Source organism: Pseudomonas sp. DD1, from assembly GCF_044510355.1.
GTDB lineage: Bacteria > Pseudomonadota > Gammaproteobacteria > Pseudomonadales > Pseudomonadaceae > Aquipseudomonas > Aquipseudomonas shahriarae.
Genome location: NZ_MSAJ01000011.1, coordinates 90,125 through 105,097, shown reverse-complemented (window position 1 = coordinate 105,097; position 14,973 = coordinate 90,125). Strand labels below are relative to the sequence as shown.

The 14,973-nt window shown below is 62.9% G+C and carries 9 protein-coding genes; 1 reads left to right on the top strand and 8 read right to left on the bottom strand.

Going from position 1 to position 14,973, the window contains the following annotated elements; genetic code table 11:
• Positions 1–42: 42 nt before the first annotated feature.
• Complete coding sequence (locus tag PSFL_RS08425; protein WP_057438460.1) at positions 43–267, top strand: YgdI/YgdR family lipoprotein; 225 nt, start codon at positions 43–45, stop codon at positions 265–267.
• Positions 268–311: 44 nt separating this feature from the next.
• Here PSFL_RS08425 and PSFL_RS08420 read toward each other — a convergent pair whose 3' ends face one another.
• The 8 genes from PSFL_RS08420 to PSFL_RS08385 form a co-directional block, all read right to left on the bottom strand.
• Positions 312–2,159 carry a polyurethanase gene (locus PSFL_RS08420; protein WP_273870300.1) on the bottom strand — a complete coding sequence of 616 codons (1,848 nt, stop codon included), beginning with the start codon at positions 2,157–2,159 and terminating at the stop codon, positions 312–314.
• A 101-nt stretch (positions 2,160–2,260) separates the two neighbouring features.
• Positions 2,261–5,392 carry an autotransporter domain-containing protein gene (locus PSFL_RS08415; protein ID WP_397469899.1) on the bottom strand — a complete coding sequence of 1,044 codons (3,132 nt, stop codon included), beginning with the start codon at positions 5,390–5,392 and terminating at the stop codon, positions 2,261–2,263.
• A 31-nt stretch (positions 5,393–5,423) separates the two neighbouring features.
• Positions 5,424–8,348, bottom strand: a complete 2,925-nt coding sequence (locus PSFL_RS08410; protein ID WP_057438457.1) for an autotransporter serine protease — start codon at positions 8,346–8,348, stop codon at positions 5,424–5,426.
• 66 nt (positions 8,349–8,414) lie between these two features.
• Complete coding sequence (locus tag PSFL_RS08405; RefSeq protein WP_397469898.1) at positions 8,415–9,752, bottom strand: TolC family outer membrane protein; 1,338 nt, start codon at positions 9,750–9,752, stop codon at positions 8,415–8,417.
• 2 nt (positions 9,753–9,754) lie between these two features.
• Positions 9,755–11,077 (bottom strand): HlyD family type I secretion periplasmic adaptor subunit, encoded by a 1,323-nt coding sequence (locus PSFL_RS08400; RefSeq protein ID WP_115128203.1) that lies wholly within the window; start codon positions 11,075–11,077, stop codon positions 9,755–9,757.
• Positions 11,074–12,825 carry a type I secretion system permease/ATPase gene (locus PSFL_RS08395; protein ID WP_057959672.1) on the bottom strand — a complete coding sequence of 584 codons (1,752 nt, stop codon included), beginning with the start codon at positions 12,823–12,825 and terminating at the stop codon, positions 11,074–11,076. Before PSFL_RS08395 ends, PSFL_RS08400 begins: the two co-directional genes overlap by 4 nt.
• A 177-nt stretch (positions 12,826–13,002) precedes the next feature.
• Positions 13,003–13,371, bottom strand: a complete 369-nt coding sequence (locus PSFL_RS08390; protein WP_390897840.1) for an AprI/Inh family metalloprotease inhibitor — start codon at positions 13,369–13,371, stop codon at positions 13,003–13,005.
• 72 nt (positions 13,372–13,443) lie between these two features.
• Positions 13,444–14,892, bottom strand: a complete 1,449-nt coding sequence (locus PSFL_RS08385; RefSeq protein WP_397469897.1) for a serralysin family metalloprotease — start codon at positions 14,890–14,892, stop codon at positions 13,444–13,446.
• Positions 14,893–14,973 lie beyond the last annotated feature (81 nt).

Sequence of the window (14,973 nt, the reverse complement as noted above, 5' to 3'; positions counted from 1 at the left end):
AGCCGTTGAGCACGGGGTTTTCGAAGGATGAGAGTAAGGGTTATGAACATGAAGAACTGGGGCCTGCCGCTGGCTGCACTGACGTTTCTGGCATTGGCCGGTTGCTCGACGCCGACCGTCGTGACCTTGCAAAACGGTACGCAGTACCTGACCACAGACACGCCGAATGCCAAGACTCCCGATGGTTTCTACGAATTCACCGATATCGCCGGCAAACGCGTACGGGTCAAGGCGGCGGATGTCGCGACCGTGCGCAAGGAAGACTGACCGAATCACCGTAGGAGCCGGCAAGCCGGCGCCTACGGTTTGTTTCAGGTAATCACGAACGCCTCCGCCGACAGGCTGCCCAGCCCTACCCCCACCAGCGTCACCGAGTTATCGCCGAAGGTCAGCAGCGTATCGCTGCCCACTGCCTTGGCATGGTCGAGGTAGTTGTACTGCCCGTCCACCCCCGCCACGCCCATAAATACCAATTTGTCCGTCGACTGGTAACCCAGGATCCGGTCCTGGCCGAAGTCGCCGTCGAACAGGAAGGTATTGCGCCCGCCACCCGCTTCCAGCAGGTCATTGCCGGCCCCGCCCACCAGAACATCGTTGCCTTTACCGCCGATCAGGTGGTCATTGCCGTCCAGGCCAAACAGCCACTGCCCGCTATCGCCGGCCTTGAGCAGATTGGCGCCGGCATCGCCCTTGAGCGACGCCGCATAGGCGGTCAGGTCCTTGCCCGCCAGCAACCCCTTGTCGGTCACGCTGTGGGTCACCTCTTTGCTGAACAGCAACAGATAGCTTTCCTTGCTCACTATCGCGCCCATATCGCGGGTCATGCTGATACCGCCTTGGCCGTCGCGGATGTACAGGGTGCCTGCGCCATCGTTGGCCACTTCGACGTTTTTCAGCGACTGCTGCAAGTCCAGGGTGTTGAACCCCTTGCCGCCCAGCAGGATGTTGTAGCCGCCGCCATCACGGAAGGTATCGTTGCCGGCGCGACCTTCCAGGTAGTCGTTGCCCCGGCCACCCTGGATCAGGTCATTGCCGTCGCTGCCGATAATGAACGTACTGCCCTGGTGGGCTTCGGCGTTGCGGTTGAGGTCCTGCACCCAGGTGTTGGCGCGCGCCGGGTCCGACAGATTGGCGACGATGATCGTCGAATCACGGCTGGTCAGGTCATAGAACTTGGATTCGAGGATGCGGCTCATGCCATCGCCATAACCCGTGGGTAAATGGGAAATCCACGTCGGCAGGTTGAGGATGGAAAACGGCAGGATGTTCCAGAGCGTCGAGGCGTAGTGGTCGTTGAAGCTGACGATGTTATCGGCGCTGGAGGCATGCGGTTGGTCATGCACCCCGAGGGACGACAGATTGAACGACGAACCGTCGAGGGCGCGATAGACCGGGTCGTTTTCATAACCGATGTTCAACACCTTGTCGCCGCTGCTCTGGGTCGGCGAGGCATAGGCCACGTAGTTGGCGTCCTTATAGAAACCCGCCCAGGTGGTGTTGCTCAAGTCGGCCATGCTGTTGACCGCCAGGCCACCGAGGCTATGGCCGCTGACCAGTACATCCTGGCCACTGAGCCCCTGCGCGCCGGCATACGCGGCGACTTTGCCGAGCAAGTCGCCAAACGCCTGGCCCGCGTAGTTTTTCGCATAGTCCGCAGGGCCGAAGGCTGCCAGCAAGTCGCTGATCACATCGCCGATTGAATCGACAATCAGGTTCTCCCTGGGCCCCGAGGTGCCACGGAAGGCGATGCCGATTTCCAGCAGTTTGCCGGCGTCATCGTATTTGCCCAGGACTTCCACCTGGGCACTGGTATAGCCGGTTTTCTCACCAAAGAAGGTGCCCCGGGCATCGACCTTGCCGCCGTAGTCGAGGGTGCTGGCGCTGATGGGGGTCCAACCGGCCTTTTGCACCGCGTCGAGGGCGGCCTTTTCCGAGTCGGGGTTCCATGGGATACCGGGGATCACGCCCTGGGAGTCGGCGCTGCCCAGCAACGCCTGCACCAGGGTCACCGGCAAGCCAAGCCCCAGGCCATGCTGCTGGTAGCCCACGGCAAAGCCGTTATCCAGGTTGTGGTAGGAGTACAACGTGATCGCCATGGCATCGGCGAACAGTGCTTTGGAGTCCTCAGTAGTAAGGTTTTTGTAGTCGTAGACACCCATGGTATTGCCTCTCTTTTGTTGGAATTGTCGAGAAAGCCAAAACGGTTGGAATGCTGTAACTGTGGGAGCAAACCTGCTCCCACAGTTTGGAGCTGCGGTGTTTAGAAGGCCCAGTCCAGGCTCAAGCCCACACCGTGGATTTTCTCCTTGCTGGCCAGCAGGCCGTTGTAGTCAAAGTTCAGCCGCGCATCCTTGGTCAGCGCCAGGCTGGCCCGCGCACCGACCAACGCCGCATCGCGCACCATCGGCGAGCTTTCCACGGCAAACGCAGTGCTACCCGAAGCAAACGCCAGGTGGCGCTCGGAATCAGTGGCGCTGAGGTTGTGCTGCCAGCCCAGGGTGCCGGAAACGTCGAGGGCCTGATGGTCGGTGACGTTGAAGGTCTTCAAGGCCCGTACGCCCAGGGTGCTGAGCACCAGGTCGCGGGTGTCATCGCCGCCCTTGAGCGCCGCTGCATCGCCTTTCTCGCTGAAGCCATCGCTGTCCAGATGCACATAGGCCAGGTTGGCGAATGGCTCCAGCGCCAGCGGTTGCAGGTTCAGGCGGTAAGCCGCTTCGGTAAAGACCTGGGTGCTGCGGGCATCGACCTTGGCTTTCTGCTTGCCGGCGACTTCGCCGTATTGCAGCTCACGCGTCACATCAGCACGGTGCCAGCTGTAGGTTGCCCCGCCGCTCAGGCGCCAGGCGCCGATGTCGTGACCGGCATAGGCGCCAAAGTGGTAACTGTCCACCGATGCCCGCGAATGGGTGCCATCGCCCATGTTCAGCGAGGTATCGCTGTAGCCGGCGACCAGGCCCAGGCGCGTGTCGTCATCCAGCGCACCGTCCACACCCGCCAGCAGGCCGCCGATGGAGGTGGTGTAGCCCGCCGTATCGCTGGCGCTGTTGGTTTTACCCCAGGCGCCGAGGGCCTTGATCCAGACGTTGCCACGCGAGTCGAGGGTTTGCGCTGAAGTGCCCATTTCCCCCTGCTGCAGGCGCTCGCCTACGGCTTCACGCAGGTAGCGGTTGTCGTTGACCAGCGCGGTTTCCAGGGCGGGGTAGATTTCCCCCGACAACTGTTGGAACGCCCCTTGCGCCGAGGCCGCACTCGGCGCCAGCAGCAGGCTTTCATACACCCCGTTACCTGCACCCAGTTGCTCGGCAGCCGCCGCCACCGCACGTTGGTTATCGGTCGCTGCGACGCTGGCAAAGCTATTGGCCGTGCGCGCAACATCCAGTTGCACGCCGTTGGCGCCATAGTTCAGGTTGCCGCCGACAAACAGGTAATTGGGCAGTACCGAGGCAAAACTACCGGTAATCCCCCCGGCCGCCTGCAGAATATTGTACTGGCGACCAATCAGGCTTTGCGCTTCGGGCTGGCTAAGCAAGGTCGGGCTGTTCTCCAGGGCCAGGGTCACAGTGCCGCCGTTGAGGGTCGCCTTGCCACCGGCGACGATGCGGTCGCTGCTGGTCGTGGACAGCTCTACCGCATAGGTGGAGCCCGCATCGAAATTGACATCCCCAGCCACATTCAAGGTGCCGATGGAGTTGCCCGGCGCGACCGTACCGCCGCTTTTCGCGTTTAGCGCGCCGATGCTACCGGCCCCGCCCAAGACCCCGCTGTTGCTGACAGTGACCTGTGATGTAAGCGAGCCATTGACCGCCAGCAAGCCTTGATTGACCAGGGTCGGCCCGCTGTAGGTGTTGCTGCCGGTCAGCACCAGTGTGCCGATGCCCTGCTTGGTCAGGCCGCCGTGACCGGAAATGTTGTTGCTCCACACGTCCCGCCCGCAGTGCACATCGGTGCACAGGCGCTCGGTGGGCTTGCCGGCATCGACCACCGCCCCAACCCCGGGCAAGTCCGCGACAAACTGGCCGCTGCCATAGCCACCGTCGATGCGAAACTCGGCCGGAATATCCTCGGCGGTGATAAACATCCCCGGGCCGTTGACCGCCTTGCCCAGGTTGATCATGCCCCAACCGTACAGGGAGTCGATGCCCGGTGCACCAAGGTCGGTGGCGGTAGTCTTGAGCAGCGTGGAAATCTGCTCGCCGCTCATATACGGGAAACGCTCCATCAACACCGCGGCCGCGCCCGCCACATGGGGCGCGGCCATGGAGGTACCGCTTTTATTGTTCCAGCCCAGGTTCATGTTATCGACGGTGGTGCCGACCATCACCGAGCTGTAGATCGCCGTGCCCGGTGCCGATACGCAGATGCTCGCGGCATACCCGCAACGCGAGGAGAAGGTGCTGATCACATAGGGGTTAGGGCTGTTGACGTCCGGGTTGCGCTGCAACGCCGCCACCGACAGCCAATTGGGCGCGATCTCGGGGACGAAATACGCCAGGCCGGAAATCGCATCGGGGTTGTTCAGGTTGTAGTCGTTGCCGGCGGCAAAGATTGTCAGCACGCCGCTACGCGCCGCATTGATCGCGCCCGAATAAGCGCCCCCTGCAGCGGTGCCCAGCAAGGGTTTGATCTGGTCGAACTGCGCCTGCGCCTCGCTGAGGCCGAAATGGGGGGACGCCGGGTCCTTGCCGCCCTGGGCAAACTGATCGCCAATGCCGATGCCCCAGCTGTTGTTGATGATGCGCGCACCATTGGCCACCAGGCTGTCCCAGCCGGCCTGGTACACCGCGCCGTCGTTGCCCAGGATGATCCCGTCTTCGGGGCCGGGGTCACCGTTCTCGGCGCTGAGGATCTGTGCGTTGTAGGCCACGCCGTGCATCGGCCCACCGTTACGGTCGCCGGCGGCAATGCCACCGACATGGGTGCCGTGGTCGCCCAGCTTGCCATTGGAGCCCTGGGACGGTGTGCCGTCATAGCGGAACGGGTCACCGGCCTTTACCGGGATGTACGGGTCGGTGTACTGGCGGATCCCTTCAGTGACCAGGGTCTGCACCTTGCCCGGGCTGGAGAACTCAGGGTGCAAGGCGTACACCGGCTGGTCGAAAATCCCCAGCTTCACGCCCTTGCCGCTGTAACCGGCGGCATACGCCACATCGGCATTCACCGCCCCCAGGCCCCAGTCGGCCTTGAACTCATTGCTGCGCCAACTGGCGACATCCCCCAGCTTGCCGGTTTCGACGTAGGGTGCGGCCTGGGCGGTACCCAGGCTGGCCAGGCAACACAGCAACGCGCCGTATGGCACGCGACTCAGGGCCTTGAGCGGGTAGCCCGGGCCTGTTGGGATGGCGGAGTGAAACCCTCGTTGTTTTACGTTCACGGTGACCTTCCTTAGTTTCATTGCGTTTGTTGTTCTTTTTGTTGGCGCCGCTTCAGAACTGCCAGTCGAGGCTCAGGCCCACGCCCTGGTTGTTCTCCTTCGCACCCAATTGGCCGCTGTAATCGAGGTTGACCCGCGTGGTCTCGCTCAATGCCAGGCTGGCCTTCAAGCCCACCAGCGCGGCGTTGCGCTGCAACGGCGTGCTTTGCACGGCAAACGATGGGCCTCCGGCAACAAAGGCCAGGTGCTCCTCGGATTCAACCGGTGTCAGGCTGTGCTGCCAGCCGAGCGAGCCGGAGAGTTCCAGTTGCTGGCGGTCATTCAGCGGCACTGTTTTAAGGGCGCGCAGGCCCAGGGTGCTCAGGGTCGCGTCGCGGCGATCACTGCCGCGCTGCAGGGCGGCGGCATCGCCTTTTTCATGGAAGCTTTCGCTGTCCAGGTGCACATAGGCCAGGTTGGCAAACGGTTCCAGGGCCAGCGCTTGCAGGTTCAAGCGGTAGGCCGCCTCGGTGAACACCTGCAGGCTGCGTGCATCCAGCTTGGCCTTTTGCTTGGCGCTGACGTCGCTGTATTGCAGGTCGCGCTGCACATCGCCGCGATGCCAGCTGTAGGCGCCGCCCACACTCACGCGCCAGTTGCCCAGCTCACGCCCGGCATAGGTGCCCAGGTGGTAGCTGTCGACATCGGCCGACGAGTGCGTGCCATCGCCCATGTTCAGCGAGCTGTCGCTGTAGCCCGCCATCACGCCGACGCGGGTCTGTTCGTCCCACTGGCCATCGACCCCCAGCAGCATTCCGCCGATAGAGCGGGTGTACCCCGCGTATTCGCTGCTGCTGTCGGCCTTGCCCCAGGCGCCGAGGGCCTTGATCCAGAGGTTGCTTTCGCCGGTCGCCGGCACATGGCGCAGGCGCTCACCGACGGCCTCGCGCACATGGCGGCTGTCGTTGATCAGCATCGCGCCCACCGCAGGGTAGATTTCGCCAGACAACTGCTGGAAGGCCTGGCGCGCGACCACTGCGGAGTCGGCACTCAGCACGCTTTCATACACCGGGTTGCCGGCCCCCAACTGCTCGGCAGCGGAAGCCACGGCAAGCTGGTTGCGGGTCGCCGCGACGCTGGCAAAGCTTGCGTCATTGCGCGCGATAGCCAGTTGCACGCCGTTAGTGCCGTAATCGAGGTTGCCGCCCAGAAACAGATAGTTGGGCAATACCGCAGCAAAACTGCCGGTCACTCCGCCCGCCGCCTGCAAGATGTTGTACTGGCGGCCGATCAGGCTTTGCGCCTGGGGCTGGCTGAGCAGGGTCGGGCTGTTTTCCAGGGCCAGGGTCACAGTGCCGCCGTTGAGGGTGGCCTTGCCGCCCGCGACGATACGATCGCTGCTGGCGTCCGACAGCTCCACCGCATAGGTGGAACCGGCGTCGAAGCGCACATCCCCGGTCACGTTCAAGGTGCCGATGGAATTGCCCGGCGCAATCACACTGCCGCTGTTGGCCTGCAATGCGCCGATGCGCCCGGAACCGCCCAGGGTCCCGCCAGGGTTGACCGTGACCGCCGAGGTCAACGAACCATCGACCTTCAAAACACCGCCATTGACCGTGGTCGGGCCGCGATAGGTGCTGTCGCCACTGAGCAGCAGGCTACCGGCGCCGGACTTGATCAGGCTGCCTTGGTAAATGCGCTGGGCCGCCGCCGCATCCCGGGCCATGCCTACCGCGTAGTCGGTCTGCTCCTGCTGGCTGGCGCCGGCGCCAGGACCATTTTCCCAGCCCTTGTCCTGCACGGTCTGTTGCCATGCCAGGTGTTCGGCGCTGTCTTCCGCCTGGCGCTGCAGCAGCGCCTTGTCGGAAATGCCATTGCTCCACACATCGCCCTGCCCGGCCGCCAGATTGACGTCCATGGTGCCCAGTAACTGCCCCGGTCCATGCATCGCCCGGCCAAGGTCCGGCACGCCCCAGCCGACCTTGGCGTTCGGCGCGTCGGTCACCGAACCGTCCAGTTGCGTGGCCGTCGTCAGCAACACCTGCAAGGCCTGCTCGTTGTTCAAGTACGGGTAGCGCTCCATCACCAGCGCCAAGGCGCCTGTGGCATGGGGCGCCGACATCGAGGTGCCGGACTTGACCGCATAACCGCCGCCCGGGATGGTGCTGTCGATCTTCGCGCCGGGGGTGGAGATGCACCAGTACTTGGCGATGCCGCACTGGTTGTACTTCTGGTTATTGGCCTGGTCCAGGCCCGACACCGCCAGCCAGTGGCCTTCCAGCGCCGGCTCAAAGTACGGTAAGGCCGAGCGCACGCTGGCGTTGGCATACCCGCTGTTGCCGGCGCTGAACACGTTGATCACCCCGGCGCGGGCCACATCGGCGGCGGCGTCCAGCCAGGTGCCCTGGTTGAAGTGTTGCGCGTAGGCGGCGTGTAGATCACCCAGGGTCTGGTAGCTGACATCCTTGGGCTGGCTGCCCCAGCTGTTATTGATCACGCGTACCCCGGAATCGACCATGGCGCTGTACACCGCCTTGAAGTACTTGGGGTCGGGCGTCGGGCCAAACAGGAAGCTGTCGTTGGCGTTGGTATTGCCCACATAGATCTGCGCGTTGTAGGCCACGCCATGCATACCGTTGCCGTCCCGCGCAGCCGCCATGGTGCCGGTGACGTGGGTGCCATGGGAGTCGTTGTTGGGATTCAGCGCGCCGGTGGTGGAAAACGGGCTGCCATCCACGTAAGTGCCGCTGGCGGTCACCGGGTGAAAACGCTGCGGGGAGGCTTCCGGGTGGCTGGCATCAAAACCCGAGTCCAGCGCGCCGATCTTCACCCCGGCACCGCTGATCCCGGCGGCATAGGCTTGATCAGCCTGCATGCGGCCCAGGCCCCAGTCCCTTTGGTATTCCGCCGAGCGCCAACTGGCGGGGTCGCCCAGCTTGCCGGCCTCTACATAGGGCGCGGCCTGGGCAGTGCCCAGGCTGGCCAGCCCACACAGCATGACGCAGTGATAGCCTCGTTGTTTCGCGTTCACGGTGACCGTCCTCACTTTTATTGTGTTTTTTATTCAGCGCGGGCCTGGGCCAAAGGCTTCGTCGACCTTGGCCAGGTCGGTGTCGCGCAGGTTGCCCGCGTAGTAATGCAATTTGGTCCAGGCCATCAGGTAGTCGTAACGGGCCTGGGCCAGGTCGCGACGGGTGCTGTACAGCTGCTGCTCGGCGTTGAGGGCATCGAGGTTGACGCGCTCGCCGCCAAGGATGCTTTGCTTGGTCGACACCACCAGCGCTTCAGCCGAGGCCAGGGCCTTTTGATAGGCGCGCAGCTTGCTGACCCCCGACAGGCAGGCACTGAACTGGCGCCGCAGCTCGATCAGGGTCTCGCGGGTCTTGCCCTCCAGCTCGTACTCGGCCTGCTCCATGGAGCGACTGGCCTGGCGGGTGGACGCCGAGACTCCCCCCCCGGCATACAACGGCACGCTGACTTCAATGCCGATGGTGTTGGTGTCGTAGCGCTGGTTGTAGGTGTTGCCACTGTCGGACTCCTGCTGGCGCGAACTGGCATACGCGGTGATGCGTGGCAGATGCCCGGCGCGGTTGCGTTCCACCTCATAGCGCGCCACTTCCACGGCCTGGCGCTGGGAGGCCAGGGTCGGGTTGTTGGTCAATGCCAGTTCGTGCCAGCTGTCGTAGTTGGCCGGGGCCAGGGTCAAGGCGGCGAAGTCCTGGTTCAGTGGCGCGAGGTCGGCAATGTCGACGCTCTGTACGCCAAGCAAAGCCCCCAGTTCGCGCAGTGACGCGTCCTGCTCGTCGAGCGCCTGGATCTCTTCGGCCGTCGCCAGTTCATAACGGGACTCGGCCTCCAGAATGTCGGTGCGGGTGCCCTCGCCTTGCTGGAACAGGTGCTGGTTCTGCTGGAACTGTTGCTCGTAGGCCTTCTTTTTGGCCCGGGCGATGTCGATCTGGTCCTGGGCGAACAGGGCCTGGGTGTAATAGGTCAGCACCCGCACCAACAGCGCCTGGCTCTTGTCGCGAAAGCTCTCATCGGCAAACAGCGCCTGGGCCACGCCCTTGCGGTAATTGGCATAGGCTTCGTAGTCGAACAGCGGCTGTTGCAGGGTGAAGGTCGAACCGAAACTGTTGTAGTTGCGGTCGTCGTGATAGTGGCCGCCACGGCCATCGGGCAGGTTGGCCTGGGAGTTGTTGCGGCCCTTGTTGTAGTTGTACGACAGCCGGGGCAACAGGCCGGCGCGGCCGATGGTGCGGTTTTCCAGGCCGGCGTCACGCTCCTTGATTGCGCCAAGGAAGGCTGGATCGTTACGCAGGGCCTGTTCATACACATCGAACGGGCCCATGGCTGCCTGGGCGCTGGTGCAGGCGAGAAACAAGGCGATGAACACAGGCTTCATGCTCATTCCTCGGTCAACGCTGAGCCGGCACGGTCGAGCAGCGGCTTGAACAGGTAGTTGAGCAGCGAGCGCTCGCCGGTGCGCACGAACATCTCGGCGGGCATGCCCGGCTTGATCACCAGGCCCTGGAGTTTTTCCAGGGCGTCATCGCTGACCGTGGTGCGCAGCACGTAATACGGCACACCGGTTTTTTCGTCGAGCAACTGGTCGGCGGAGATCAGGCTCACCTCCCCCGGCACCCGGGGCGTGCGGCTCTGGTTGAAGGCGGTGAACAGGATATCCACCGGCAGATCGGTGCCGACCTTGTCCACCAGGTTCACCGGCAGCCGCCCTTCGACTTCCAGGCGCGTGCCCTGGGGCACGATTTCCAGCAGGGTTTCCCCGGCCCGCACCACCGCACCGATGGTGTGCACGCCGAGGTTGACCGCAATGCCATCGGCCGGCGCGTTGATTTCACTGTGTTGCAGGTCAAAGCCGGCGGAGGTCAGTTGCTGCTCCAGGGTCAGGCTGCGCAGTTGCGCGTCGGCCAATTGGCTGCGGACTTCCTTCTGGTACTCCTCGCTGTGCTGTTGCAACTTGAGGCGCGATTCGAGGATGCCCTGCTCCAGGCGCCCGCTTTCGCCGCTGTTCTGCGCCAGGTCCTGTTGCACCTGGGACAGTTGGCGCTGGTACTCCAGCAGGCGGTTGCGCGGGATATAGCCGTTGTCTGCCAAAGGTTGCAGGTTGGCCAGTTGATCACGCAGCGATTGCGCCTGGGCGCTGAGGTCCGTGCGGGCGCGGCGCATGCCGTTGAGCTGGGCGCTGGCGCCTTCGATATTGGCGCGGATCCCCGATTGCTCGCGGGCAAAGGCCTCGCGCCGGCTGCTGAACAGTTGGCGCTGGCCTTCAAGTACCAGGGCTAGCGCAGGATCGGGGTTGGCACTCAGTTCAGCGGGAAAGGCCACGGCAGGCAAGCTGTCGCGCTCGCTCTGCCAACGGGCGACGCTGGCCCAGGCCATGCGGTACTGGGCTTGCAGGGAATGCACATCGGCCTGGCTTTGGGTCTGGTCGAGGCGAAACAACGGCTGGCCCTGTTTGACCACCTCGCCTTCGCGCACCAGGATCCGGCTGACCACGCCGGGGCTCAGGGTTTGCACGGCCTTGCGCTTGCCGGACACCACCACCGTGCCCTGCACCGGGATCCCCTGGTCCAGCGGCGCAAGGCTGGCCCAGAGGAAGAATCCCCCAGCGCCAACCACCGTCATCAGCCAGCCCATGCGGGAGAAAAAGCGCGCATCGCGCTCGGGAAAGGTCTGCTCGAGTGGCAGGCTGTTATCGGTACTCATTGGCCTGGATTCCTTGCCGCAGGATATTGACGGTTCAAGCTGACGCCGGCCTTTTCACGGGGGGGCTCCGTGTGGCCGGACAGTGCCCGCAGCACCTCCTGGCTGGGGCCAAAGGCTTGCAGGCGGCCTTCATTGAGGACCAGCAATTTGTCGGCCTGGGCCAGGGCCGAGGAGCGATGGGTCACCAGGATCACGCTGCTGCCCTGGGCTTTCATCTGCATGATGGCGCTGGCCAGGGCGGCTTCGCCTACGGTGTCGAGGTTGGAGTTGGGTTCGTCGAGCACGATCAGGCGCGGCCCGCCATACAACGCGCGGGCCAGGGCCACCCGCTGTTTCTGCCCGCCGGACAAGCCGCTGCCGTCGTCGCCCAACACCGTGTCGTAGCCCTGGGGCAAGCGCAGGATCAGGTCATGCACCCCGGCTTGCTGGGCGGCCTGCACCACCCGCTCGGGGTCAGCCTGGCGAAAACGTGCAATGTTGTCGGCGATGCTGCCGCTGAATAGTTCGATGTCCTGGGGCAAGTAGCCGATATGGGGGCCGAGGTCGTCGCGGTCCCAGCGATGGATATCGGCGCCGTCCAGGCGCACCGTGCCGGCCAGGGTTGGCCACACCCCCACCAGCACCCGTGCCAGGGTCGACTTGCCGGAGCCGGAGGCACCCAACACCCCCAGCACCTCACCGGCCGCCAGCTTGAAGCTGACCTGATGCAAGGTCGCCGCCCGCCGCCCCGGCGGCCCGGCGCTGACCTGCTCGAAACTCACCTGGCCCTGAGGCGCCGGCAACGCCATGGCCTGCGCCCCAGGCGGGAACTCCTGCAACAGCTCATCAAGGCGTTGATAGGCCAGCTTGGCCGAACTCCATTGCTTCCACACGGCGATCAACTGGTCAATCGGGCTCAGCACCCGGCCCATCAGAATGGTGCCGGCAATCATCATCCCGGCCGTCATCTGCCCCTTGATCACCAGCAAGGCGCCCAAGCCCAGCACGAGGGATTGCAGGAGCAGGCGCAGGGATTTACTCAAGGAGCTGATCACCGAACCGGTGTCGCTGGCCCGGTTTTGCAGGCCGAGGAATTGCGAATGCACCTGGAACCAGCGACTGCGCAACGCCCCCAGCATGCCCATGGCCTGGATGGTCTCGGCGTTGTGCAAGTGGCTGGTGGCCAGTTGGGTGGACTGCTGGGAGTAGCCGCTGGCTTCGCGCAACGGCTTTTTGGTCAGGTATTCGTTAAGGCACGCCAGGCCGATCAACAGCACCGCACCCGCCGTGGCCAGCACGCCCAGCCACACGTTGAACAGGAAGATCACCAGCAAGTAGATCGGGAACCACGGCGCATCGAAGAACGCAAACAACGCCGGCCCCGTGAGGAACTGGCGGATATGGGTCAAATCCCCGAGCGATTGCCCGGCGTGCCCCTCACCCCGTTGCAGGTTGCGTTCGAAGGCGGCCTTGTACACCTGCAGGTTGAACCGCCGCTCCAACTGGCTGCCGATACGAATCACGATAAAGCTGCGGACGATTTCCAGGGTGCCGATAAAGGCAAAGAAGCCCACCACCATCAGGGTCAACATCACCAGGGTGGTTTCATTCTGCGAGGACAGTACCCGGTCATACACTTGCAGCATGTAAATGGACGGCACCAGCATCAGCAGATTGATCAGCGCGGTAAAGCAACCGACGCTGATCAGGATACTTTTATAATCGCCGAGGGCTTTAAACAGTGGTGCAGTGGGAGTGGTCTTCGCCATGTTGCCTGATCTTCCCTGGACTGAAATACGCGCAATAGTCTGCCGAGCGCCCCAAACAATGGGGCGGGCAACTATTTCAATAGTGTTTAATGCGTTGGAAGTGACAGGTCGATAAAGGTCACGACCAACAAATACCTCTATACCCGGCAGTTATAAGCATATAACCGCAATACTTAATTAGTGTGTGCGTCGCAGTAACAGCTCTACTCCAGAAGCAGAACGCGCGGTGTATTCGCCTTCTTTCTGTCGATTCAAATGGGTAATACCGGTGCCCTCGGTATTCATCAGCCAAATGCCATCCGGGGTGGGCAGCCAGGTCAGGGGTTTTTGCCCCAGCCACTGTTGCGCGCACTCAATATCACCGGCCAGGCTATTGGGTTCGGCGATCAGATCCAGCTCGCACACCTGCTCCTGCTGGCGCAGTTGCCAGTGCCCCGCCAATTGCGCGGTGCTGGGTAAAACAAGACTGCTTGCCATTGCGTTGGCTCCTGCCGACACGAGCAATGCCAGGATCAACCAGGCGATTGCGTTGCGAAAATTAGTCATCACCATTACCCGTTTACGGGGCTGTTGCAAGGGAAGAGCAGCGCCGGGGCGCCACCCTTCGTTACGCCTTGATCAAGCCACGATGTCGCTATACATCGCCTGGCCTACGGTGGTGACGAGGAAATCCGCCACGCCGTGCCCGGAGAAGTCCACCGCCAAGGTGCCCAGGTTGGTACCCGAGGCATAAGTCAGCACGGCATCACCGATAGCGCCGGTAAAGGCGTTGACGAAATGCAGGCCGCTGCCGTTGGTGATGCCGGTCAGGTCGATCTTGTCCGAACCCGAGGTGAAATCAAGAATCTGATCCGCTGCACCCGGCTTGGAGTCAGAGCTGGCACCGAACACAAAGGTGTCCGAACCCGCGCCGCCCCACAGTTTGTCGGCACCGCCACCGCCGTAGATCAGGTCATTGCCGGCGCCACCCTTGAGGGTGTTGGCCACGGCGTTGCCGATCAGCAGGTCGTTGCCCGAGCCACCAAAGGCGTTTTCCATGGTCACGCCCTGGGCGATCGACACGTTACCCACCAGGCCACCCACATCGGAGAACGAAGTCGCGTTGAGGTTGATTTTCTGGTTCTGGGTAAAGCCGGAGAAGTCCAGGGTGTCGTTGCCGCCACCGTCCCATACCGAGAATACCAGCTTGTCGGCGTTGGACGTGGCGCTGAGGTGATCGCGCCCGGTGTTGGAGTTGAAGCCGTAGGTGGTGTCACCGGCACGGGTGTTGTAGTTGGCACCGTAGAGCTTCTGGATCGCCGCAATATCGTCGATCAGCGGGCCGGACGCATAGGCCTCGACCCCGCCTTTGGTGAAGTTCAGGTTGGTGTTGTTTTCGCCCCAGTAGCTCATGACGCTGTAGCCACGGGTGTCCTGGCCGTAGTCCGCGTCTTTGTAAGACGGGTTGCCGGTCCCGGCGTTGTAGTCGCCAGGGTGATCCAGGCCCAGGGTATGGCCGATCTCGTGGGTCAGGGTCTGACGCCCGTAGTTGTTCAGGCCAGGGTTGATGTTGGCGGTGTAGCTGTTGTTGATCAGGTACCACGAGGTGCCATCCGTGCCACTCGTGTGGTACTTCTCATTGGTGCCAGGCAGGTAGGCAAACGCCGCGGCGCCGTCCTGGCCTGCGCTGTAGTTGCCGAAGGTCATGTGGAAGTCGCCGCCCGAGGCTTTCTCGGTGAAGGTGACATTGGCCACATCGGCCCAGGATTGCATGGCCAGAACGGCCTGGCCTTTTTGCAGGTTGCTGAACTGGCTGAACCCGGAGATACCATGCTTGTTCATGGTCGCCGAGGAAGCCGAGGTCAGGAAGGTGTAGGTCAAGTCGATCCTGCCGTTACCGTCAACGTCCCGGTATGCCGCGTTTTCGCGCAGCAAATGGTCGGCTGCCTGGTCGACAGAGAACGAGGGTTTGCCATTGACCGTGAGATTGCCGCCACGGTCATACAAATGGCTAAAGCTATCGACTTGTGAATAGGCACTACTTGCTTGAGCTGCCGAGACAATAGCTTTGTCTTTTACTTTCGACATAAACGTACTTCCTTGTTTGCAAGTGGAACAGTTTTTGTCCGATAGCGACGCTCTCGGGCGAGATCGTCCTATCACTCGCCT